The sequence below is a fragment of the Bacteroidetes bacterium endosymbiont of Geopemphigus sp. genome, assembly GCF_002904345.1.
Taxonomy (GTDB): Bacteria; Bacteroidota; Bacteroidia; order Flavobacteriales; family Blattabacteriaceae; genus GSPS2-BC2016.
Window position 1 is genome coordinate 725,381 of the sequence record NZ_PEIH01000005.1, and the last position, 24,675, is coordinate 750,055.

At 37.8% G+C, this 24,675-nt stretch carries 17 protein-coding genes and 2 pseudogenes; 8 read left to right on the plus strand and 11 right to left on the minus strand.

Annotation, left to right across the window (positions count from 1 at the left end; genetic code table 11):
* Window positions 1-25 precede the first annotated feature (25 nt).
* Both CS842_RS04800 and CS842_RS04805 read right to left on the minus strand, forming a co-directional pair.
* Complete coding sequence (locus CS842_RS04800) at window positions 26-1,429, minus strand: M16 family metallopeptidase (protein WP_103327722.1); 1,404 nt, start codon at window positions 1,427-1,429, stop codon at window positions 26-28.
* 12 nt (window positions 1,430-1,441) lie between these two features.
* The gene (locus CS842_RS04805; protein WP_103327723.1) at window positions 1,442-2,755 is read right to left on the minus strand and encodes a M16 family metallopeptidase; all 1,314 of its coding nucleotides are present in this window, start codon (window positions 2,753-2,755) and stop codon (window positions 1,442-1,444) included.
* Between the two features lie 852 nt (window positions 2,756-3,607).
* Here CS842_RS04805 and CS842_RS04810 point away from each other — a divergent pair.
* From CS842_RS04810 to uvrA, 7 genes and pseudogenes are all read left to right on the plus strand, one after another.
* On the plus strand, window positions 3,608-4,948 hold the full coding sequence (locus CS842_RS04810) for a c-type cytochrome (RefSeq protein ID WP_103327724.1): 1,341 nt from the start codon (window positions 3,608-3,610) through the stop codon (window positions 4,946-4,948).
* A 23-nt stretch (window positions 4,949-4,971) separates the two neighbouring features.
* Complete coding sequence (locus CS842_RS04815; RefSeq protein ID WP_103327725.1) at window positions 4,972-8,085, plus strand: TAT-variant-translocated molybdopterin oxidoreductase; 3,114 nt, start codon at window positions 4,972-4,974, stop codon at window positions 8,083-8,085.
* A gap of 24 nt (window positions 8,086-8,109) precedes the next feature.
* Window positions 8,110-9,510, plus strand: coding sequence for an NrfD/PsrC family molybdoenzyme membrane anchor subunit (gene nrfD, locus CS842_RS04820; protein ID WP_103327726.1), 1,401 nt, complete (start codon window positions 8,110-8,112; stop codon window positions 9,508-9,510).
* Complete coding sequence (locus tag CS842_RS04825; RefSeq protein ID WP_103327727.1) at window positions 9,491-10,030, plus strand: DUF3341 domain-containing protein; 540 nt, start codon at window positions 9,491-9,493, stop codon at window positions 10,028-10,030. Before nrfD ends, CS842_RS04825 begins: the two co-directional genes overlap by 20 nt.
* Window positions 10,027-10,629: a c-type cytochrome gene (locus CS842_RS04830; protein ID WP_103327728.1), complete on the plus strand. Its 603-nt coding sequence runs from the start codon at window positions 10,027-10,029 to the stop codon at window positions 10,627-10,629. Before CS842_RS04825 ends, CS842_RS04830 begins: the two co-directional genes overlap by 4 nt.
* Before the next feature lie 64 nt (window positions 10,630-10,693).
* The gene (locus CS842_RS04835) at window positions 10,694-11,974 is read left to right on the plus strand and encodes a hypothetical protein (protein WP_241518456.1); all 1,281 of its coding nucleotides are present in this window, start codon (window positions 10,694-10,696) and stop codon (window positions 11,972-11,974) included.
* Window positions 11,975-12,025: 51 nt separating this feature from the next.
* A pseudogene (gene uvrA / locus CS842_RS04840) lies at window positions 12,026-14,832 on the plus strand (excinuclease ABC subunit UvrA).
* A 559-nt stretch (window positions 14,833-15,391) separates the two neighbouring features.
* Here uvrA and CS842_RS07985 read toward each other — a convergent pair.
* Both CS842_RS07985 and CS842_RS07990 read right to left on the minus strand, forming a co-directional pair.
* Window positions 15,392-15,688, minus strand: coding sequence for a transposase (locus CS842_RS07985; RefSeq protein WP_103327731.1), 297 nt, complete (start codon window positions 15,686-15,688; stop codon window positions 15,392-15,394).
* A 3,072-nt stretch (window positions 15,689-18,760) separates the two neighbouring features.
* Window positions 18,761-19,095, minus strand: a pseudogene (locus CS842_RS07990) (porphobilinogen synthase); the annotation flags it as partial.
* A 312-nt stretch (window positions 19,096-19,407) separates the two neighbouring features.
* On the opposite strand from CS842_RS07990, the gene CS842_RS04860 reads away from it, so the two are divergent.
* Complete coding sequence (locus CS842_RS04860; RefSeq protein WP_103327733.1) at window positions 19,408-19,782, plus strand: T9SS type A sorting domain-containing protein; 375 nt, start codon at window positions 19,408-19,410, stop codon at window positions 19,780-19,782.
* 12 nt (window positions 19,783-19,794) lie between these two features.
* Here the strand turns inward: CS842_RS04860 and hemE are convergent, their stop codons facing one another.
* The 7 genes from hemE to hemC form a co-directional block, all read right to left on the minus strand.
* Window positions 19,795-20,814, minus strand: a complete 1,020-nt coding sequence (gene hemE / locus CS842_RS04865; protein ID WP_103327734.1) for a uroporphyrinogen decarboxylase — start codon at window positions 20,812-20,814, stop codon at window positions 19,795-19,797.
* Window positions 20,801-21,472: a uroporphyrinogen-III synthase gene (locus CS842_RS04870; protein ID WP_103327735.1), complete on the minus strand. Its 672-nt coding sequence runs from the start codon at window positions 21,470-21,472 to the stop codon at window positions 20,801-20,803. The genes hemE and CS842_RS04870 overlap by 14 nt, the downstream gene beginning before the upstream one ends.
* A gap of 21 nt (window positions 21,473-21,493) precedes the next feature.
* On the minus strand, window positions 21,494-21,883 hold the full coding sequence (locus CS842_RS07225) for a potassium channel family protein (protein WP_241518458.1): 390 nt from the start codon (window positions 21,881-21,883) through the stop codon (window positions 21,494-21,496).
* Window positions 21,884-21,927: 44 nt separating this feature from the next.
* On the minus strand, window positions 21,928-22,167 hold the full coding sequence (locus CS842_RS07230) for an NAD-binding protein (protein ID WP_346962752.1): 240 nt from the start codon (window positions 22,165-22,167) through the stop codon (window positions 21,928-21,930).
* A gap of 218 nt (window positions 22,168-22,385) precedes the next feature.
* Window positions 22,386-22,598, minus strand: coding sequence for a hypothetical protein (locus CS842_RS07235; RefSeq protein ID WP_241518460.1), 213 nt, complete (start codon window positions 22,596-22,598; stop codon window positions 22,386-22,388).
* A 338-nt stretch (window positions 22,599-22,936) separates the two neighbouring features.
* Window positions 22,937-23,293 (minus strand): TrkH family potassium uptake protein, encoded by a 357-nt coding sequence (locus CS842_RS07240; RefSeq protein ID WP_241518463.1) that lies wholly within the window; start codon window positions 23,291-23,293, stop codon window positions 22,937-22,939.
* Between the two features lie 374 nt (window positions 23,294-23,667).
* A complete protein-coding gene (gene hemC / locus CS842_RS04885; RefSeq protein WP_103327736.1) occupies window positions 23,668-24,618 on the minus strand; it encodes a hydroxymethylbilane synthase in 951 nt (316 codons plus the stop codon).
* Window positions 24,619-24,675: the final 57 nt, after the last annotated feature.

A 24,675-nucleotide genomic window follows, 5' to 3' on the forward strand; every position in this document is an offset into this window, starting at 1 on the left:
AATAATATTATATAAAGAAAGAGCATTAAAGAGGCTGGCCAAACTTATCAAATAGGTGAACAGGATAACCCATTTTTTTTATCGATGGCATGATCTTTTGCAGATCTCCTACCACAAGCACGCGAAGATGATCAGAGATATATTTTTTCGCCGCCTGAGTAACCTCAGATGCAGTTACCGATTGTAAACTTTTGAGATAATTCTGATAAAAATTTTCAGAAAGCGACTCGGTAAATTCTTCCACGATAAAGCGAGCTGCGCTCTGTGGATCCTCCAAAGCAAGAACAAAATTTCCTGACATTTCGTTCTTGAAGGATGTAAGCTCTTTTTCTTCTATAGGTTCTTTTATTCTTCTTATTTCCTTTAAAAACTCCTCAACGGCAAGAGCTACCACTTCAGTGCGCACTTGCGCGCCCGCTCGGAACGATCCGATATCTTTATTGGGTATCAAACTTGAATAGGCGCCGTAAGTATAGCCTTTATCCTCTCGTAAGTTTAAAAATAGACGGCCTTGCGATCCTCCGCCTAAGATTCTGTTAGCAAGGCTGGCGGAAAAATAATCGGGAGAAGATTTTTTAAAATTAACGGGAGCACCTACATTTATTACAGCTTGTGTTGAAGAAGGTAAATCCACCATATCGATCTCTATCGCAGAAAGCGGCAAGGGTAATTGATATTTTTTCGAGGATATTGGGTGGGTTTTCCAGTTAGAAAAATATTCTTCAGCTAATTTATAAGCCTCTTCTTTGGTAATATCTCCTACAAAAGTCAGATAGGCTTCTTCAGGCCCGAAGAATTTCTCATAAAACACGCGAAAATCTTTCAACTGGATATTCTTAAGGCTCTCATCGCTAGCATATTCTGCATAAGGATGATTCCCGTAATAAAGTTTATTTCGAACGCGCGCTGAAACAGCCTCAGGGTCTTTTTCGCTCATCTCGAGTTTAGTAAGGCTCCGTTTGATAAGCTTTTTAAACTCTTGAGTGTTATCAAATCGAGGTTCAAGAACCATTTCGTTCATCAAAGCCAAGGAAGGCACAAAATAACGCTTAAGTGATGAGAGGTAAATTCGAGAAAATGAAGAATATAACGAAGTGCCCATCTGATCTATTTCTTCATCAAATTGCTCCTTAGTATGTTTTTTCGTTCCTGACCTGAGCATTTCGCCGAATATATCTTTTATACCAGCTTTATCCCCCTGAGATAAGGGATCGCGGTCAAAAGCAAGGGAGAGACGTACAACAGGGTATTTATGGTCTTCCACGCATAGGACGGTTAGCCCATTTTTCAAACGAAAGACCTGAGGTTTAGAAATTCTGATCACAGAAGGAGGATCCCCTTTGGGCGGATTTTTACGATCGATTTGAGCAAAACTTCCTATGAAGGAACTAAACATAAGTACAAAAATTATTGAATAATGAAATTTCATCGTATAGAAATTTTATTGAGACTTCGGAAGATTATACAAACGAACCCGCTGGAAATTATTTAAGTATCGATTAGTCACGCGTTTTATATCCTCAACAGAGATCGACTGATATTTATTTATCACCGTATTGATCATATTGGTATTCTTAAAATACACATGATAATTAGAGAGATTATGCGCCACGTCTTCCATAAAGTTATTTCCATCAATAAAAGATTTTTCTAAAGCATTAATCTGCTTTTCCAGTTCTTTTTGTCCTATGCCGTCTTTTTTCAATCGATCGATTTCTTCATCGAGCGCATTCACTACCTCATCTAAGGGTACACCGGAGTTAGTGATGGCATATATGAGAAAGATACCATAATCTTCCATATCAGATAAAAAAGCGCCTGCCTCGGAAGCCAACTGTCTTTTATTTACTACATTCTTCGCAATCCGTGAGCTCTCTCCACTCGAGAGAATCCTATCTATAATCTTTAATACGTAAGCGTCTTTATCTGTTTTTTTAGGAGCTCTGTAAGCTAAGATCACCGCAGGTACCTGAGCGTTTTTATCTTGATAGATCGAAACAACTTCGGAAGTAAGAGGCGCTTCCAGTACATGAGGCCTTGGAATAACAATCTTACCCTTCGGTATGGTGCCGAAGTAGGCCTCTATCCATTTTTTGGCTTCCTCTAGATTTATATTTCCGGCAATGGTTAGCGTAGCATTATTGGGCACATAAAAAATTTCGTAAAATTTTTTATAATCCTCTTCCTTGGCCGCATTCAGGTCTTCCATAGAACCGATAACAGAAAATCGGTAAGGATGTTTTTTAAAAAGCAAAGCTGGAATTTCTTCCCAGAAGGCGATATTGTAAGGTTGGTTATCATAACGCATGCGCTTTTCTTCTTTTACTACTTCTCTTTGAGTGTCTATTCCTTTTTGATCCACACGAGCATGGAGCATACGTTCGGATTCGAGCCAGAGCGCCAGCTTCAATTGGTTGGAAGGAAGTGTTTCGTAATAATAGGTATGATCTTGTTGAGTATAGGCATTTCCGGTGCCTCCATTTGATTGAATGTGTTTAAAAAACTCGCCGCGACCAATATTCTCGGAGCCTTCGAACATCAAATGTTCAAAAAAATGAGCGAATCCCGTACGTTTTGGCGATTCATTTTTAGAGCCCACGTGATAAAGTACAGAAACAGTTACTATAGGATTTGTACGGTTCTGATGCAGAATTACATGTAATCCATTATCTAAAGTATATTCCGTAAAACTAATCTGTACGTTTGAGGTAGAAAGTGCCAGCATTGCAAATAGAAATGTAGAAAGAATTTTCATGCAAAACTAATTTCCTTTAAAGTCAAAAAATATGTTGGGCGAATATAAGAAATTTTAATTGTAAGCTGATATAAAATAAGCTTAATCTATCCTCACTAAGTAAATTTAAGTACTCCTTTTAATAAATAGTGTTATCAAATATATATCCTGGATAAAAAGCATAAGTAGCACGACTTCTTATCATTAGCAGATCTTTGCCTGCAATTTGCTTATGTTTATAACTACTTAGTCATATTTTATAATCAGGTCGTTGAAAAACAATTTGAGAGTGTAAATCCTGGTACGATTGACTCCATTCCCTTAGTAAGGGATAAGCCTGATCGCGATCTTTAGTGCAAAACACCCGAAGTTTGTAATCTTTTTGCCTAGAATAAAAGTCCGGGCACTCATATCTTTTTTAACAGGTAAATTTTTATCCGCATGCTTTCTTTTTTCCTGAAAATCTCTTTTTTCAAAAGGGATTTTTTCTGTAAAATGGGCTATTCTTAGGAAACGATTTTCTTTTATGGTTAATATTCATCTTGTAATGAAAAGCCAAAACATTCGTATCGGTGTCAAGCCCCCATTGACCTATTGGTGCTTAGTCGGGAGCATCTTGTGATTTTAGCGAAAAAGTCAAAATAAAAAATATTAAATACACTATATTAATTATTAATTATTAATATTTTTGAATATATCACATGTATATCGTATATATATATTTATTATATAAATATTATTTAGAACGATTATAAATTTAACTCAGAAACTGAGAACACCTCAAAAAGCACTCGTATACTTTTTTGCTTTATTCTACTTTTGCTCCGTTAAAGCAAGGTAGGTTATTAACCACTACAATCATTTTCCCTTTAAATGAAAGATTCACGAAAGGAAATACATTTATTAATCGCTCTAGGTGTCTTTTTTTCTATTGCTTTTCAAACGCTCAGGGCACAGAATAAAATTAAAGGGAATGCCGAGAACGGCGCTTCTCTTTATAAGACCAATTGTACAGCATGCCATGCCACTGACCTTACAAAAAAACTTATAGGCCCCGCTCTTTCTCGCGTCACCGAAAAAAGAAGCCGCGATTGGCTTCACAAATGGATTAAGAACAATAAAGCTTTAAGAGAAAGCGGAGATAAAGACGCCCTTGCCATTTATGAAGAGTATGGTAAGGTAGAAATGAATCTGTTTCCTCAGCTCTCCGAAACTGATATTGACGACATTCTTTCTTTTATTAAGAATCCTCCAGGACCTAAAGAGGAAAAAACTCCTTCTGAAACAAACGGTAAAAATTTACAAGATCCTTCAAGCGGAACTTATACAAAACTAATCCTAATAGGATTTGCAGTACTATCGGTTATATTGCTGTTAATTCTGATTAGAATTTACACGCTAATCCGCGTTCTCAACGCCAAAACTTTTGATGAATACAAAGCAAGTAAGAAGAAAATATCAATAAATATCCCCGAGATTCTTGAAAAATACCGCACTCTTGGCTATTCCTTGATAGGGGCGCTATTTCTTTTATCACTTTTCGGGCTATGGGATTTTCTGATGAATATCGATGTCAATAAAGGTTACCAGCCTAATCAGCCTATTTATTTTTCTCACAAAATCCATGCGGGAATTAACAAAATTGATTGTCAATATTGTCATTCGAGCGCCAAATACGGAAAGGTCTCTGGAATTCCCTCAGCTAATGTTTGTATGAACTGTCACTTGATTATCAACGAGTATAAAGGGGATTATATAGAAGAGGGGAAAGACAAAGCTTTCTATACCTCTGAAATTCAGAAGATCTACAAATCTATTGGATGGGATCCAAATACGCGTACCTACTCAGGTAAAAATGAGCCCATACGATGGACGCGTATTCATAATATGCCGGATTTCGTCTACTTTAACCATTCGCAGCATGTAATATTAGGAGAGGACGCCATTAAAAAGTCGAAAAATGTAGATGTAGTCTGCAAAGCTTGCCATGGCGAGGTACAGGAGATGGACAAAATAAAAATAGCGAATGATTTTACTATGGGCTGGTGCGTCAGTTGTCATCGTACCATAGAGGTAGATATGAATAATAAATATTACACGGAATATTTCAACGAATTACATGAAAAACTGAAAAAACAGCATGGCAGTAAAGCTAATCCAAAGATTACCGTAGATGCTGTGGGCGGTATAGAATGTGCTAAATGTCATTATTAATTTAAAAAATTACAGCTGAAAGCATGGATTCAAAGAGAAAATACTGGAGAGGATTGCCTGAGCTGCAGAACGAGAATCTCAGAGAAGAGCTAGCGGGAAAAGAATTCCCTCAGGAGATTCCCGTGGAAGTTTTTCTCTCTAATCAGAAAAAACTTGAAGCAGAAAAAACCACACGTCGCGACTTTCTCAAATGGATGGGATTCGGGACAGCCGCGGTAGCTTTGGCTGCCTGTAAAGGACCTGTTATTCGTTCGATTCCGTATGTGGTAAAACCCGATTCAATTACACCGGGCATACCAAATTACTACGCCTCCACGATGTTCGACGGCTTCGACCTAGCGAGTGTTTTGGTTAAGACTCGCGAGGGAAGACCTATCAAAATTGAGTCTAACACCATCGCTCCATATTTTCAGAGCATCTCAGCGCGTATACAAGCTTCACTGCTTTCTCTATATGACGATGAACGCTTAAAAGGGCCTGCGATCAAGGGAAAATCGGTATCATGGGATACATTGGATGAATATGTTACAGAACGGCTGAAAAAAGTACACGAAAGCGGTAGACAAATCGTTTTGCTTTGCTCTTCTTTTCCAAGTCCCTCAACTAAAAAATTGTTCTGGAATTTCTCACAGATCTACCCTACGGCACGCCTGGTTACTTATGATGCCTATTCTTATTCCTATGCTCTGGAAGCTACCGAGGAAATATTAGGCACAAGGGCCTTGCCTTATTATGAGCTTTCAAAAACTGAACTGATCGTCTCTTTCGATGCGGATTTCCTGGGACACTGGAGTCCTGAGAGTCTCGAGAAAGTTTACGCTAAGCGTAAGAAACCGGCTTCCGATATGCTCACACACATTCAGATAGAAAGCAATATGAGCCTTACGGGTGCCAATGCCGATACGCGTATTCCGCTGAAACCATCACAAGTGCGTAAAATGCTAGCCGAAGTATACAAGGCACTTAACGGAGGTTCGACAAACACGAGAGCGCAAAAAATAGCCCAGGCTATTAAAGACAAGGGCTCTAAAGCGGTAGTTTTCGCCGATGGAAGTAAAGAAGCGTATGCATTGGCCTTATTGATCAATAAGCAGATCCAAAGTGGGTCACTTAAAAAAGATCGTTTTTTGCTTGCCAAAGAAAGCGATGACAAGGCTTTTGAGAGATTCATTAAAGATCTTAAGGAAGATCATATAGGAGCGGTTTTAGTGAATGATACCAATCCTTTATATAGCTTTTCCGCGGCGGAGGAACTAAGAGAAGCATTAAAAAAAATTAAACTCACCGTCTCATTTGCCATCAAAGAGGATGAGACCTCAGAAGTGATGAAAGTATGGGCGCCTAAACACCATTGGCTAGAGAGCTGGGGAGATGCTTATCCTATTACGGGTATGTACACGCTGACGCAACCGGTCATCCAACCTATATTTAATACCCGTCAACTGCAGGATTCTCTACTTACATGGAGCAAACCTGGAGAAGGAAATTTAAGTTTTGACAGGGAAAGCTTACTGAGTTGTTATGATAATTGTAACGGAAAAATCCCTACCTATTATGATTTTCTAAGAAGCTTCTGGGAGAGAAATATATTACCTAAAGCTAACGTTTCTTCTTTTAACAAATCTCTTTTTGATGGGTTCGTAGAAATACCGGAAAATCCGGAACTTAATACTCTCGCCATCGATGAGTCCCCCTATCTCAGGGGACTCATAAATACATCTGAAAAAAAAGATCTTGAATTAAGGCTTTATACAAAAACAGCTATAGGAGACGGGGTACAAGCCAACAATCCCTGGTTGCAGGAATTACCGGATCCTATCACAAGAACTACCTGGGAAAACTATGTTACTCTCTCATCAGCTGATGCTAAAAATTTGGGCATTCGAAACTGGCATATCGGAGATGGAGCAATGAACGGAAATTGTGTCAACCTTAAGATGGGTAACATAAATCTTGAAAAGATTCCTGTATATATTCAACCAGGACAAGCGTTAGGCTCAATAGGTTTGGCCTTAGGATACGGCCGCGAAAAAGGAAAAGCGGCACTTCAAGCAAGTGGCGTCAACGCTTATAAGCTTTATAAAAATTTCAATATATTCCAGGAGGGAATTCAACTTGAAAAATCTGAAGAAATTCATAAATTTTCCTGCATTCAGCTGCAACACACCTTAGTAGGAAGAACTTCCATTGCACGAGAAACCGATCTGGAAACTTTTCTGACTCAACCCAAGAAAGTTTGGAATGAAGAAGAAAAAATAGGAACTTATAAGGGGAAAATTCCCTCTAATAAGGTCACTCTTTGGAAAGAGAAAGACCGCACTCAGGGTCATCACTTCAATCTTTCGGTGGATTTGAACGCTTGCACCGGATGCGGTTCTTGCATTATTGCCTGTCACGCGGAAAATAACGTTCCGGTAGTGGGCAAGGATGAAATTCGCAAATCAAGAGATATGCACTGGCTGCGTATCGATCGTTATTATTCTACCGAAGAGAGTTTTGAGAGTCTGGAAGAAAAAGGTCTTTCGCAAAAGAATATGTTTTCCGAGCCGGAGATGTACACGCATTTACTCGAACCTGAAACCAATCCACAAGTGATTTTTCAGCCGGTGATGTGTCAGCATTGCAATAATGCACCCTGTGAAACGGTTTGTCCAGTAGCGGCTACATCACATGGCGGACAAGGTCAGAATATGATGGCTTATAATCGCTGCGTGGGAACACGTTACTGCGCCAATAACTGTCCTTATAAGGTACGTCGCTTCAATTGGTTCAATTATGCAGAAAACGACAAATTTGATTTCTACATGAATAATGATCTGGGGCGAATGGTATTAAATCCTGATGTAGTGATCCGAAGTCGTGGCGTAATGGAAAAATGCTCTCTATGTATTCAGATGACGCAAGCCACCGTATTAAAAGCAAAAAAAGAAAGACGAAAAGTAAAAGATGAGGAATTTCAAACCGCTTGTACCAAAGCTTGTCCTACGGAAGCTTTGAGCTTTGGAGATATTAACGATCAAGAAAGTCAGATAACTCAAAAACTCAAAGAAGACAGAAGTTACAAACTACTAGATTTTATCGGAACTCGACCCAATGTGTTTTATCAGGTGAAAGTAAGACATTCGAAAAAGATTTAATTCAAGCCACTATAACTAAGAACTATGTCAGGTCATTACGAATCCCCCATAAGAGAGCCTCTGATTTTAGGAAACAAAACCTATCATGACATCACACAAGACGTTGCGCGTCCTATAGAGAGCAAGGCCGGAAAACTCTGGTGGATCACTTTTGGGACGGCGCTTATGGCGCTCGTCTGGGGTATGGGTTGCATTCTTTATACCATAGGAACAGGTATCGGCGTGTGGGGATTGAATCGCACCGTCAACTGGGCATGGGATATTACCAATTTTGTCTGGTGGGTAGGTATCGGGCACGCCGGAACTTTGATCTCGGCTGTACTTTTGCTATTTCGTCAAAAATGGCGCCTTTCCATCAACCGCTCAGCAGAGGCTATGACGATCTTTGCCGTGGTGCAAGCCGGTCTGTTTCCAATCATTCATATGGGACGTCCCTGGGATGCTTATTGGGTATTACCTATTCCTAACCAATTTGGAACGCTCTGGCCTAACTTTAATTCCCCTTTGCTTTGGGATGTTTTCGCTATCAGCACTTATTTTTCGGTGTCAACTGTATTTTGGTTTATGGGACTGATTCCGGACTTCGCGATGATTCGCGACCGCGTCACCAAGCCCATTCAAAAAAAGATTTACAGTATACTGAGTTTTGGTTGGGGTGGTAAGGCCAAACACTGGCAGCGCTTTGAAGAATTGTCCCTAGTACTTGCAGGCCTGTGTACTCCTCTGGTATTTTCAGTACATACCATCGTTTCTTTTGACTTCGCCACCTCTGTTATCAAAGGTTGGCACAGCACGGTTTTTCCTCCTTATTTCGTAGCGGGAGCGATTTTCTCAGGCTTCGCGATGGTGCAAACCCTTTTAGGTGTAGCGCGTAAAGTATTGCACTTAGAAGATTATATCACCCAAAAGCATATAGAGTACATGAACATCGTGATCGTTGTTACCGGTGGAATGGTAGCGGTAGCCTATATCACAGAGTTTATTCTGGCCTGGTATTCGGGAAGTCCTTTTGAGGATTTTACCTATTTTTCTCCCGGCGCGGCCACAGGACCATTCTGGTGGGCTTTCTGGGCATTGATCATCTGCAATGTTTTGCTGCCCCAAGCATTATGGTTCAAATGCGTGCGCCGGAGTTTTTTTTGGTCATATGTAATTTCGATTTTCATCAATATAGGCATGTGGTTTGAGCGTTTTGACATCATTGTTTTGAATCTTAGTCATGATTATCTTCCATCTACTTGGACGGGATTTTTACCGTCTTTTGTGGATATCGGAATTTTTATCGGTACCAACGGTTTTTTCTTTGTGTTGTATCTTCTTTATGCAAGGACTTTCCCAGTGATCGCACAAGCAGAATTAAAAACCATCATGAAATCATCGAGCGAGAAATATAAAAAAATGAGAGATGAGCAAGGGAACCACTAAAATTGTCTACGGACTCTACGATGATGATGATCTTACGATACAGAGCATCAAGTCTTTGCGAAAAAAAGGTGTACAAATTCATGAGGTATATACTCCCTTTCCCGTACATGGAATAGATAAGGAACTTGGCCTGAAAAAAACTCGAATATCTGATTTATCTTTTGTGTATGGACTTTTTGGAACTACTCTTGCCTGCGTGCTTACTTGGTATACCATGATTCATGACTGGCCTCAAGATATTGGGGGAAAACCCGCATATGCCTGGTATATGAATTTGCCAGCTTTCATTCCCATTATATTTGAGCTGACGGTATTCTGCGCAGCGCATTTCATGTGCATCACATATTTAATACGCTGCAGACTTTTCCCCGGCGCTCCACCACAGAATCCAGATCCAAGAACTACTGATGATAAATTTTTAATAGAACTTCACACTTCCGTAACAGAGGTAGATGAATTGGTAAGTGAGTTTAAAGAAAGCGGAGCGATAGAGATCACCGTAAAAGAGTTAGCCTCATGAAAAAAACACCAAGTCTATACAAAGGTTTTTTAATTCTTCTCTCGTCGGGATATATCCTACAGAATTGCTCAAGCAAATCCGATCCTAAGAGAGTCTATATGCCTGATATATATTACTCAAAGGCTTATGAACCTTATGCCGATCCTGTAAGTCCTTACAGAGAAGAAGACAATAGAGTGCTTTTATTTAAAAATGGCACTACATCTTTACTTCCGGTAATCGGAACGGTAGCTCGAACCGAAGATGACAGTCTTCCCTATACCCTTCCCGACTCTAATGAAGGTTATGAAGCTTCGTTAAAAATTTTGACTTCACCTCTGGATTTAAATCAAAAAACGGAAAATCTTGAAAGAGGTAAGGCTATATATCAGATGAATTGCGCTATATGTCATGGTGATATAGGCGATGGACAAGGAGAATTGGTAAAAAATGAAAAGATTTTAGGAGTGCCTAATTATAAGGATCGCGACATCACTATAGGAAGTATTTATTATGTAATTATGTACGGAAGAAATAATATGGGCTCTTACGCCTCGCAGCTTACGCCGGCAGATCGCTGGAAAATAGCTGAATATGTCATGCAATTAAAAAAACAATAATTTCAGAAAGATCGCTACCATGTACCAACACAGCCACCCATTAAAAAAAAATTCCTTTACTCTAATGATTATTGGCATTATCATTATGGCTTTCGGATTTTACCAAGGTTTTTCAATGAATAAAGAAAAAATTCTTGACTTTGTGCAAACGCATCCCGAGAGATTTGATAATGAATCGATTGAAAATTTCAATAAGAAAGAATTAAAAACACTTGAAGCTGAACATATACACCATCTGCTAGAGCAGACACATAATCGTCCCTGGTCGGCGCTTTACATGGCAGCCTTTTATTTTACGGGTATCTCCTTGGGCGCGCTATTTTTTTTAGGTATTCAACATGCGGCGCAATCAGGTTGGTCCATAGTAGTAAGTCGTATCATGGAGGGTATAGCTTCCTTTATCCCCTATGGAGGAGCGCTTATACTATTAATATTAATATTCAACGGTATGGGCGTAGTACATATGTTTCATTGGATGGATCCTTCTCTGTCTGATCCAGAGTCATCAAATTATGATGAATTAATCGCTAACAAACGACCTTTCTTAAATATTCCCTTCTATATTCTGCGAAGTATTATTTATATAGCAGGCTGGACTTTTTTTATGTGCTGGCTGAAACGACTTTCAAAGAAGTTAGATAAGACGCTTAGTTTGAAAGATCATAATAAATTACACGATGTAAGCGTTGTCTTCATATCTTTTTTCGGTGTGAGCTCCATGATAATGGGTTGGGACTGGATCATGTCTTTGGATCCTCATTGGCTTAGTACTTTATTTGGCTGGTATGTTTTGGGGTCTTATTGGGTATCAGGAATCACTGTAATTACCTTAGTAGCTCTCTATCTTAAAAGTCGCGGATACCTCCCCTTCTTTAATGACAATCATCTACACGATCTCGCCAAATATATGTTTGCTACCAGTCTTTTATGGACTTATTTATGGTTTGCGCAATTTTTGCTTTACTGGTATGGAAATATTCCTGAGGAAGTGGCTTATTTCATGCACCGTGCAGGTCAATACAATTATATTCACTTTTTAATGCTCATTCCTAATTTTCTGCTTCCGCTATTGGGACTTATTAGTAGCAGTGCAAAAAGAAAACCTAAGATCATCATTACCTTCGGTTGCATCATTCTTATTGGGCATATTATCGATATGTATAATATGATTATGCCAGGTAGTGTAGGAGGTTTTTACGGTTTTGGCGCGGCGGAGATCGGTAGTCTATTTTTTGTGAGCGGAGGTTTTTTATTCATCGTATTCCGAGCGCTTAGCCAAATGGAGTTGGCTCCAAGAGGAAATCAACTTTTCCACGAGAGCGAAGTCTATGAATACCCCTTCTGATCTGAAAATTTTTAACAGACAATCTTTACATTTACTACACAGGTTTATTGTATGGAACACAGCCAAAAAGCCATAAAAAGTCATTTCCTTAAAATAAGGGGCGCGCAGCTACATAATCTGAAAAATATCGATATCGATATCTCGAGCGGTAGCTTTGTGGTAATTACCAGATTAAACGGAAGTGGAAAATCTACTTTAGCTTTTGATACTTTGTATGCTGAAGGCCAGCGAAGATATGTTGAGAATCTTTCCTCCTATGCACGTCAATTTCTCAGAAAGCTTGACAAACCAAAAGTAGATTCAATAAAAGGAATTAGCCCGAGTATAGCTATTGAGCAAAAGGCTACACTTACCAATCCGTGATCTACGGTGGAGGCACCAGTACTGAAATTTATGATTACCTCAAACTTCTTTATGCACGTATCGGAAGAACCTATTCGCCTATTTCCGGAGAGGAAGTAAAAAAAAGATAACGTAGGGACATTATAAATTATCTCCGCTTATTACTTGAAAATAAACCATTTTTATTGATAAGTCCCGTAAAGATACCGGGCAACAGGACTTTTCTTGAACAAATAGCTGTTTTTCGGCAACAGGGATATATGCGTATTCAGGTAGATGGTCATTTACTGAGCATTGAAGAGGCGATCGATTACGACTACGAGCCTAAAGATCCTGAGCGTTCTTTTCTAGTTATCGAACGTATTCTAACACAAGATGATGAGGAATCTTATCAAAAACTAGCAGACTCCATAGAGATCGCCTTTCAAGAAGGCCAGGGAAGGTGTCTGTTGGAAAATATCCAGACAAAAGAGCAAATACACTTTTCAGAACGTTTTGAAAAAGACGGTATAGTTTTTCATCTACCCGATCTTTATTTTTTTACTTTTAACAATCCTTACGGAGCATGTCCTCTTTGCGAGGGTTACGGGAAAATCATGGAAATAGATGAAAACTTAGTAATCCCTGACAAAAACCTATCAGTTTATGAAGACGCCGTGGCTTGCTGAAATGGAGTTTCCTCACAAGTCTGGAAAGAAAAGCTGACTTCAAATGCTCAAAAGAGCAACTTCCCTATACACAAGCCCTACATAGAGTTTTCGGAAGTACAAAAAAAACGCTTTGGGAAGGCACCGATCCATTTTAAAGGCATCCATGCTTTTTTTCAAAGTTTAGAAGATAAAAATTATAAAGTACAAAATCAAGTTCTGCTCGCGCACTATCGCAAGGAAGACCCTCTGTAGAAAATGTAATGGCAGTCGACTTCGAAAAGAGGCTCAATGGGTAAAAATCAATGGACGATCTATTACTGAGCTTATAGAATAATTTTTAGATGAATTGCTGGATTTTTTTCAAAAAAAAGAACTTTCCGATAACGAACGACATATCACTCATCGCATACTTATCTAGCTTATCAATCGTCTGCGTTTTTTAAAAAAAAAGGTTAAGGTAACCTAAACCTCAACAGATCTTCTAACACCCTTTCTGGAGGAGAATCTCAACGTATTCATCTGGCTACCTCACTTGGCAGCAGTCTGGTAGGCGCTACTTATGTTCTTGATGAGCCCACAGCGTGGGATTGCATCCAAAAGATGCACTTAAACTCATTGAACTTCTCAAGCAATTAGCTTCTCTGGGAAATACGGTCGTCGTCGTGGAACATGACGAGGAAATCATACGCGCCAGCTGACTATCTTTGTAGATATAAGACCGAAAGCCGGTTCTAAAGGAGGTGAGGTAGTTTTTTCAGGTTTTCCCGACGAGTTTAGAAAAGCAAAAAATTCACTCACAGTTGATTACTTATTGGGGAGAAAACAGATAAATATCCCCAAACAAAGGCGCGCGTTTATCGATTGCATCACGTTTAAAAATGTATGTGAAAACAATTTGAAAAACCTTACCGTAATGTTCCCTTTACATACGCTTACCTTCATTACGGGAGTAAGCGGCTCCAGGCAAAAGCACCCTTGTCAAAGGAGTTCTATATCCCTCACTGACTAAAAAGCTAAACCACCTCGGTGATAAATCTAGTCAAGAGACAAAGCTCGAAGTAGACATTCACCGTATCGCACAAATAGAGCTGGTGGATCAAAATCCGGTAGGCAAATCTTCCCGATCCAATCCAGCTAGCTATACAAAAGCTTTTGATGAAATACGCAATGTTTTTATGATGCAAAGGAAAAGCAAGCGGATGGGATACAAAAAACGCCAGTTCTCTTTCAACACCGAAGGCGGACGTTGCGAAAATTGCAAGGGTGAAGAGGTACGGTTACCGTAGAAATGCAATTTCTAGCCGAAATAACCCTGTTGTGCGAAGAATGCAATAGCAAACGCTTTAAAAAAGAAACCCTCGAAGTACAGGTGCACGGCAAGAACATCGCTGATGTACTTGAAATGACCATCGATGAGGCTATCGATTTTTTTAGTGAGAACTCTGAAGATAAGAAAAAAATTACAAACCCTCCATCAAGTCGGGTTAGGATATCTTAAGTTAGGACAATCCTCAAGCACGCTTTCCGGAGGCGAAGCGCAACGCATGAAACTCGCCTCATTTCTTTCAAAAAGTCATTCGGAGAAATCAACGCTTTTTATTCTGGATGAACCCATCCAGGGGACTTCATTTTCACGACGTAAAAACGCTTTTAAAGATTCTTAACGCATTGGCAGATAAAGGGAACAGCCTATTGATTATCGAGCTCACTATCGATATGATCGCCAATGCGGACTGGATTATAGATCTGGGACTGGGAGGTGGAAAAAAAGGAGGATATATCATTGCGGAAGGACCCCCTGAAACACTCGCTCACACAGAAGGTTCTGAAATCGGCAAATTTTTAAAAGAAAAATTAGACTCCTGAAAAAAAATAGCTGATTTCTCTTTTTCACTTTGAAATGAACTCATTTTACTGACAGAGGGTTTAAGTAAGCTTCTTTTAGACAAATACAAGCGCCCAATCTGTGAGGGTATGCTATAAAAAGCTAAGAAATATACATATTTCTGTATATTTTTAGTCTCTGAAGAATCCAAAAACATCCATTTTAACTCTTCTTTACCCAAAGAAGAGCGTATTTCATAGAATGTGCAGTATTTTCTCTTATATCTCTTCCTCCAAAAAGGCTTAAATAACGTAAGTTTTGGGTCTTAATCAAAAGGAGACAGAAGGTAATCTGCCAAATGTTCAAGAAAGTATTCAGAGGGCTATTATTTTGAGAATGTTCTATATCATATACACCTTTAAGCATTGCGATAATAGATTATATCTAACCACGTTTGGAAATAAGAAGCTTCTGTTTCCTAGTCAGAAAAGACCCATCTTTTCAATCGATCTAATAGATTTGATATCAAACCAGCGCTGTTGTCAGCCTTTTTTTTCCCGGCAAGTCTTACATAGATAAACTATACGATAGGGTTTACTACTATAAAAAGCTTCCATTCATAGAACCACAACCCACAGAAGTTTTTCCTCTAATGGCTATTCCTGAAAATACCTTATTACTATGGATGCACTTATTATAACATACAGCTATTTTTGTTGAGTTAAGAATAGTATATAACATTGCGCTCTCTCCAGTCTGCAGTATAATAGAAATATAGGCATGATTAAAGCGATTCTTGGCTTGAGTTGTTATAAAACAGCTATAAGAATATGCACTTTGCAGTATCCTTTTAATGAACCGGTTTCTATCACATTCTGACAGTAATATTGAAAACATTTATAGTCGCTTAGTTGATAGACAATCTCTATGCACATCAATTTCTTAGTAGCTAATGCGGGGTTTGTGAACAGACTTGGCAGGGCCAGATTGGATAAGTTTTTCTCCTGCCATATGTTTTTCAAATACTTTCATAAAAGTGTACGATTTACAAAATATTTCAATAGCTTTAAGCTTATTTATTATTACAAGAATAGTTAATAGGTTAAATGGCGATATTTTTCCTAATTTAACTGTGCTTATTCTTTTTTTTTACTTTTGAGTCTCCTTTATAAGTTTGAATTACTCCTCTTATAATCTTATTTATCCTTATAAAGACCTAAAAATCAGGTTAAAATATCTCAACGCATCTTCATTTAGAATGATCTTGAAGTATTCTTAAAAAGTATTTTCATGCTTTATTTCTTGTAACTGGTTAAAATTAAAATTATTTAGCTAAAAGTGTTAAACGAATAAAATTATCCTCTTATCGCCTCTTTATAAATATTTAAAAAACCTCTCCCCCTTTAGCGAAACATAGCCGATACCTATCCATAAAAAGGACAGACATTGAAAGTGTCCCTTATCATCTTTATTCTATCTTATAAAGAATTTTCCCCCGGTATAGAGCGGATTCAACTCACTTATTGAAATGATAAACATATATTATTTTTTATATACATTTATGTAAATGCAATAACATAAAAAGATATTTATTATAAATAAATCTATTTTGTTGCTTAAAAAGTATATAATTATCAGTTTAATTCAATCTATGAAAAATAGATGTCTCTTATTCTTCACGTTGTGCTTGTTCTTTAACACTTGTAGTAACGAAGATGATCTTATGAGTTCTGATTTAAAAAGAGTCAAAAGAGAAGTTAGATAAGGAATATCATTAAGAAAGGTTGATGATTATCTTTTATCTCTGGGGAATATCTTTTATAAGAGTAGTATTCTCTTTGATAAGCGTGAAGATGCAAAAAAATGGAAAAATCTTATGGAATTCAAAACCGGATATACAGTAACTGATAAAATACAAAGAATCAACCTTCCGGAGTCTTCCGAATGGGATATATATCTTATGAAGCATACCTATATGGAAGGATTGTAAATATGGACTATTTTCCCATAACCATAGAGCGCATGCCCACCGTAAACGGCAAAGAGCTAAGTTCTTTGGAGTTTCTTGACGTGTGATAAAGAATAAATTAATGATTTTATAGACCGAAGGAATACGGGAGTTGGATTCAATCCTATTGACGAGGTATGTGATCTCGAGCTTAAGGCTATTCTTGAAGGAGAAACCAAGATTTGGAAATTGGAATAATCCTTTTTTTCACTTTTAAGTATTACAATACCTTGGTAATGAAGGTTCGGTGATTTGTTCGGATTATAATAACCTTAAGGTCGTTACAGAATCAAACAGGAAGTTCAGCACTAATAAAAAGCCCTCTAGATGATGATCATTCGGTAAGCGGCAACAGAGAATTCGGCTATGTTAAAAACAACAACGGATCTTATACTTTTTATACAAGAAGAGTAGATAGAATACAATTCAGTGACATTTTCAAAACAATAACTGTTGATGTTTTTACTCACGGTCCTTTTGGATATATATGGCATATAAGAAGGAATAGCTCAAATGCAAGCTTCCAAAAACATACAATATGATTGGGATAAAGTAAAAGCCATGTTTGACAGAACAAAAGGCATTTAAGCAAATGCTATCATAAGTAAGTAGTTACTAAATATAAAAAGCTTATGTACACGCTAAAAACTATGACCAAGATCTTGTTTCTTTACTGTTGATTATAGGAGCTTTTAAAGGTGATTGGGGTTACGCATATGTCGTTTTTCTTATGCTTTCGAGCTGTATTTCTTCTTAGTCTGATGATTCTTATTTTTTATCTTTTCTATGCCGGGCTTCGTTATAAACGATGGGAAGCATTTCTGATCCCAGTTTTATCAAGCTTTATTATCATTTTGACTTTAAAAAAAACACTTTTTATCTGATAAATATAATTTTAGTTTTTTAACATATGTATTAGAATATATATATTCTAATGATGGAGTCGGTTTTCGAATGATCACTGGACTTATCACTGCCATCACTATTTACTTTTTAAACGGTTTCCTTCTAAAAGAGCGACCCTTTCAAAAAGAGACTTCTCGCTTTATAAAGATCTTTTTTTTCTACCCTGCTCTGGATGGTCGTATTTGACATTTATACTTTGCTGGTAGTTTATGATTTTCCATTTAAAGAAGGTGAAGGTGTTAAAACCCGGGGAGACGCGATAAAACTCTTTATGTTTGATGGGATCCGTCGGAATTTATTTTCCTGTGATTATTTTTTTATATAGAAGTTTTGACTATTGGTATGGGGGTATTATTATCTGATTTTAAAAAAGATCAAAAATCTCCAAGATTATTAATTTAACAATTATACTTTATATCCTATCAACAGGGGATTTATAAATGATAATCATACTTTATATTTTCGATAAAAACAATTTAGAGTTTTGGAAAAAATATACCCTACAACCTCACCTCTTAATTTATGTATTGACAGCTTTTCTTTTGGCTTTTCTTCAGAGACGGAAGTTTAAAAATTCATATAAAAATTCATAAAAGTAAAGAGTTGTTCTCTATGAGATGGTTGGGGGTATCTTTTCCTCGCCAAAGGAGGAAAAACAATCCCAGGTTAAATAATAAAAGGGTTTATTTTGTGATGCGGATCAACTAAGGAATCTTCTTAAAGATAAGTACAATCACCCAGCCCCGCTTACGAATTAAGCTTACCATAAGAATCTTTTTTACAGGCAAAAGAAGCTAAAAAAAGAAATTTTATTTGTTTTCAAACTCTTATTATGAGAGTTCATATTCAATCTTTTGGTACAATTCTCAGGTAAGAATAATCCCAAGAAATGATAAAGAAACTTAACATTTTAAAGTAAAAATATTAAGATTATCACAGACTTGGTGAACATACCGGCGCCCGGAACAAAATTCTAATTATTTATTTAAACATAAAGCAGCTTCCTCGGAAAAATAAGTAGTGATAAAATAAGCCCCCGCGCGCTTAAAGCAAAGGAGACTCAAGCATCGCTTCTTTACCTTCAATCCAGACTTGTCGATTAGCTGCCTTAATTTCATCGCATACTCTCCACTTCCTTGATAGGGAAGCTACGGGAACATCGAAATGATCCATGACGCTACGGACGATGTCCAAATAAGGAAAAACCGGTTTAATCATATACATCAGCTCCTTCTTCAACATCGGAAGATACTTCTCGAAGCGCTTCCCGCAAGTTATGATAGTCTATCTGATAAGTCTTTTTATCTCCAAAACCCGGTACGGAATCAAAAACCTCGCGAAAAGGACCATAAAAATGACTGGCGTATTTGCCGCTATCGCTATAAATCATAATACCTTTATGAACAAATCATTCCCATCTAAACAACTACAAATAGCTCCTATACGCCCATCCATCATATCAGACGCTAAACATCGGACATGCTTGAAATTTCTTCTTTTTTATTTTTTCCTTCGAAAATAAATAGCGACGCCTTCAGATCATCAACGCTCAATTTGGTTCTTGTATCATCTTACGAAGATCCTCTTGCATACACAATCTTATATATCTATTAAGAAGTAATAAAGGAAATTTTTTCATAATTTATTTGTAATAAAATACAATTCTATTATATAAATTTGTGTCTGATAAAAAAATAAGACTATGATCAAATGGAAAATTCAACTACTTCTCGGAATGACATTAATAGGCCAGTTATCAGCCCAAGAAAGTTCAAAAAAAAAAGAAATAAAAATTTCGAAAAATTCTCCGTCGAATCATTTGAAAGAAAATTCGAGCATTTCCCACTACGTAGTTGAATGCCATCTCGTATATCAGCCTGAGGATAAAACAAAAAAGGTTTCAAAAATGTGTCTTTATGACATGTTGGGAAATTCATTAATTGAGCAGAAATTTTCTGTTGAGAAATCTATGAATAACTATACCATAAATTTGCAAGAAATTCCGGCAGGAACATATCACCTTAAGATTTCATTTTCTGATCATACGCATATTCTAAAAGAGGTTAAAAAAAAATGATTTTACTCTTCTTTACCGGTATTCTTTAATCACTTCCACAAAGGCCTGAGCATTCTCCACCGGAGTTTCAGGTAGTATTCCGTGGCCGAGATTCGCTATATAAGATTGAGAGTCAAACTCACGAAGCATCCTCAGTGTTTTCTCTTTAACCTGAGAAATAGGCGCTAACAATTGTACAGGATCAAGATTGCCCTGAAGCGTAAGCGCTCCAACAAAATTCCTTGCCTTATCGGCAGGGACTGTCCAATCCAGACCCAAAGCCGATACTCCTGATTCACTCATACGCGAGAGCGCATGCCAGCAACCTTTAGCAAAAACAATAACCGGCGCATAGGGACATAGGCTTTCAACGATTTTTTGTGTGTACCTCCACGAAAAGAGTTCGTAATCTTGCGGAGATAGTACACCCCCCCAGCTATCAAAAATCTGTATGACATCAGCGCCGCTTTCGACTTTCTTAAGCAGATAGGCAATGGTAGTTTGCGTGATCTTTTCTAAAAGTCTATGTGCAGCTGCAGGCTGGGAGAATCCAAAAGCCTTTACACTATTAAAAGTCTTAGAACCTCTACCCTCTACAGCGTAGCAAAAAATTGTCCAGGGTGCTCCAGCAAATCCTATTAAAGGAACGCGATTTTTCAGAGCTTGTTTGCTTAGGCGAATGCCCTCAAACACATAAGAAAGCTCTTCTTGTACTTGCGGACATTTCACCCGATCTGCCTGCTCTATTGAACGAATAGGATACTCCAAAAAAGGACCTTCATTTTCTTTCATTTGAAAGTCTAATCCCATGGCTTGCGGAACCACGAGTATATCTGAAAACAAAATCGCCGCATCTACGCCAATCTGATGTACAGGCATGCAAGTTATCTCAGCTACGAGTTCAGGAGTACGACAGCGCGTAAAAAAGTCATATTTTTCCTTCAGCTTTCTAAAACTCGGAAGGTAACGCCCGGCCTGACGCATCATCCATACAGGAGGACGAGAGAGTTTTTCGCCCTTAAGCGCACGTAATAACAAATCATTTTGTAGCATGAAAATATTTTTTTATGAGCTGAATTAAAGAAATAGCCGATGGTTTTTCCGGAGAGAAAACCTCATAAACCCCTGCAGATGAAAGGGCCTCCGAAGTGGTTTTACCGATGGCAAAATAACACGTGTTTTGCGAAATACTATTTTTCCTGAAAAAAGAAATCACGGCCGAAGGGCTGAAAAAAATTATTGCCTGATAAGACCCGGGAAGCGCGTAAGGACATAATGATGTATGATATACTTCATAACGATTTAAAGAACATCCTTTTAAAGAATCAGCGATATGATCCAAGCTGCGCGTCCCGCAAAACCAATCGTAAGGCCCTTTCGGAAGCTCATCCTTGTTCAATAGCGAAAAATCCCGAGCATAATCTTTTTGAATCGTAACTTTCACACCCAATTTTTCAAGTAAAAAAGCAGTCTGATCACCCACCACGAAGATCTTTTTCCCTCGAAGGATTTCTGCGGAAAAATTTTGGCAAAATCCCTTAACGGCATTTCTACTGGTAAAAATCAGCACATTATTTAAAGCAGGTTTTTTCGGAAGAGAAATATACTTTATAGCAATAAAATCACGCATATTTATCGAAAAAAGTTCGCAGGAAAAAGAGCCGAGAAGTTCTCCAGGAAGCATTTTCGTAAAGAAGATCTCAATTATCATCTGAAGTATTCTTTACAAACTTCATGATAGCTTTATTAGCTCCAAAAAGCACACCAGTATATCGCTGTTTTGTAAAATGGTCTCTCCGGTGACCAAACCCTTTACTTCTTTCTTTTCGTCCTTTGTAATAGAGATTTTTTCCAGCTCACAAATAATAGTAACGAGCGAAACTGCGTATTTTTTAGTCAAATCGAGCTCTTTTATAGGTCTTCCATTAAATATCATCAGCGAAACTACTTCAGCGATAGAATGTTTATTATCCATGTGACAGTAATCTAAGGCATAATTAAAAGAAATTATTTTGGTCAGTCGAAAAGCCGCGTCTTGTTCAGGGTGTACCACATCAGGGATCCCAATAGTCTCGAGAATGGCTTCGTGAATATTAGAATGAGAGCGACTGATAATTCGCAATTATTCGTATTTTTAAAATAGCCGTAGAAACTATAGAAGCGCCTTCATCCTCGCCTGTGGATAACAATGGCTAAATGAGCTTGCTGCATAGGCAACGGCTTATAAACCGCCTCGTTTGTAGCGTCCATGCATACCATATACTGGATATGATCTTTCAGAAGATCAACTTTTTCCATATTATTATCTACGACGAATACTCCATGGCTATTCTTCGTAAGGTTTAATGCAAGAGATCTTCTAAAATTCCCAAGACCTATTAAATAATGACTCTCATCGCTCTTAATTGATTAAAATATTCTCTTTAAAATAGAGGTAATACTGTTCGTACGTCGGAGCAATCCTATCAAAAGTTTAAAAGTTCCTATTCTTCCTACAAACATAAATACGATCAAAACACATTTGCTTCCCGTTGATAAATAAGGAGTAATTCACAGTGAAAGCCTCGTAGTGGAAAAATCGAAAAGAACTCGAAATATAGCCAGAATATTTAACTAGGATTAAATCAAGTATGAAAAATTCCTATGCCTATGATCAATGAAAAAAGCATAATAATGGCAAAAACACGTTTGACCGAATCGTAGGGAATTTCCTTTCCGAATATTTCGAGTCGACCTCTTAACCTTGTATCAAAGAGAAAATATTCATTATAAGTTAATGTAAAAGTACTTGTTTTTATACCATCTCCCGTGGAGGCTGGCGAGGCGCCGATCCACATTAAAAACATATGATTTAAAGCCCTATATAATTATAAAATTAAATACAATATTAAATCCTATTCCTCCAAGAATTAACAAAACAGCCATAGTAATCTATAAGAAATAGTTAAAGCGGAACATATAGGAATATAAACCCTAGGAAAGGGTAGAAAAACCTGTATTACAAAAGCCAGAAACAGCATGAAAAATCGAAAAAAATAAAGGACGGTCAATCTCTAAAATCTCTCTATTTGCTATAGAAAAATAAATTAACACGGCGCAGATTCCCTCTAGGCGAAGATTCCCTCTATAATTAAGAGTAAAGCCTACAATTTTTACGGCCAACCCAAGAACATTGTTACAGAGCATCGGAATTCAAAAAATTACTTACGTGCAAGCATTCCTTAAAAGAAGCGCCTCGTCGAAAAAAATAACCGAAAAACGAAATAATGATCAAAATACCCAACCCTCTTAATTGTATAAGTATCAAAATAATTAGCTTTCCAAAAAATGTAAAGTCTTTAGCCGTATCAATCGCTGTTAATCCTGTAACACAAACAGCGCTTATAGAAGTTAAAAATGCATCCGCAAAAGATATATCATGCACCGTAGTTCCAGGAAACAGCAAGAGACCTGCTCCGCTAAACGTCAGCAATAAGAAGCTCGTTGCGATATTAAAAGAGGGGTTATTTATCCGTGTATACAATTTTTGCATAGCGCGAGCCATTCTGATAAGAAGATAAAACAGAAGTCCGATAGTTAAAATCGTTTCGGTATATCGGTATATTTTAAATTTTCATAAGCAGACTCATTTTTATCCCAATACATACATATGAGTTCAGATAGTAAAGAAATAAACAACACCGTGAGAGAAAAAACGATCATCGATCGATAGTTTTTCTATGAAAACCCCTCTCAAAGAGAATAAAAATGTGAACAAACACAGGAAAAGCGGTCATTCCTAAAAAATCCTCGCATATAGCGACGGTTCTACTCCATCAGGATGCGAGCCTATGCTGATGATTATATGAAGGAGAATTACCGGGGTGGTAAAAGGCAATATTTTACTTAAACGTATAGACATATTTATTATACATTACCAGATGCCTGAGTAATGGACTTCATAAGCGCCCTTCCACCTTTATTAAAAACTTCATAAGCACATTCCTCGCCTAAGATCTCTGACATAGGGCCCCATCGATCTACTTGTATAAGCTCTTTTCCGTCTGTGCTTATAAGCGCGCCTTGAAAATGTATTTTTTGATTGATTAATAAAGCGCGGGCGCCTATGGGCATTGAGCAGCCACCCTCAAGCGTGCGCAAAAAACGACGCTCTGCCTCCGAGGTTAGTTTTGTCTCAAAATGACTTAATCGATCACAAAGCGTAAGAAGTTCTGAATTCTCTTTCATAAGTGTTGCGGCAATTGTTCCTTGTGCTGGAGCAGACAGCATCCAATTTAATTCTTTATAGTGAAAGCCTCGAGCAGATAATTCCTCTAAAAGGCCTATACGCTTTAGACCTGCAACTGCAAAAATTGCCCCATCCCAACGACTTTGAACAAGCTTCCGCAAACGTGTATCGATATTACCCCTTAAATCCACAATCTCATGCTGTGGATAGCGATAATGCCAAAAAGCGCTTCTGCGCAAACTTCCGGTGGCTATAGTAGCCTTGCTCGAAAAATCATCCAAAAAATGATGGGATCCTCTGTATATCAATAGATCTCTGAAATCAGAACGTGGTAAATAGGCTGAAAGTACAACGTTATTAGGAAGTTGTGTAGGTAAGTCTTTTAAAGAATGTACCGCTGTATCAATCTTTCCAGAGCGCATGGCGTCGATAAGAGTATGCGTAAATAAACCCACATTTAAACTCGAAAGCTCTCTAAAAGACACCTCAGAAAGGACATCACCTTGAGATTTGATAAGCACCAACTCAGAAGACTGCCCTAGTTCTTGCAATTGCCTTTGAAAACATTTTGCCTGCCACAAAGCCAGACGACTCTCTCGAGTTCCGATGCGTATCTTTTTATTTTTCAATAGCTTCGGACTTCAGATCAAATATTCCTCCGATAAGCGCAATACTCTTGTCAGCTT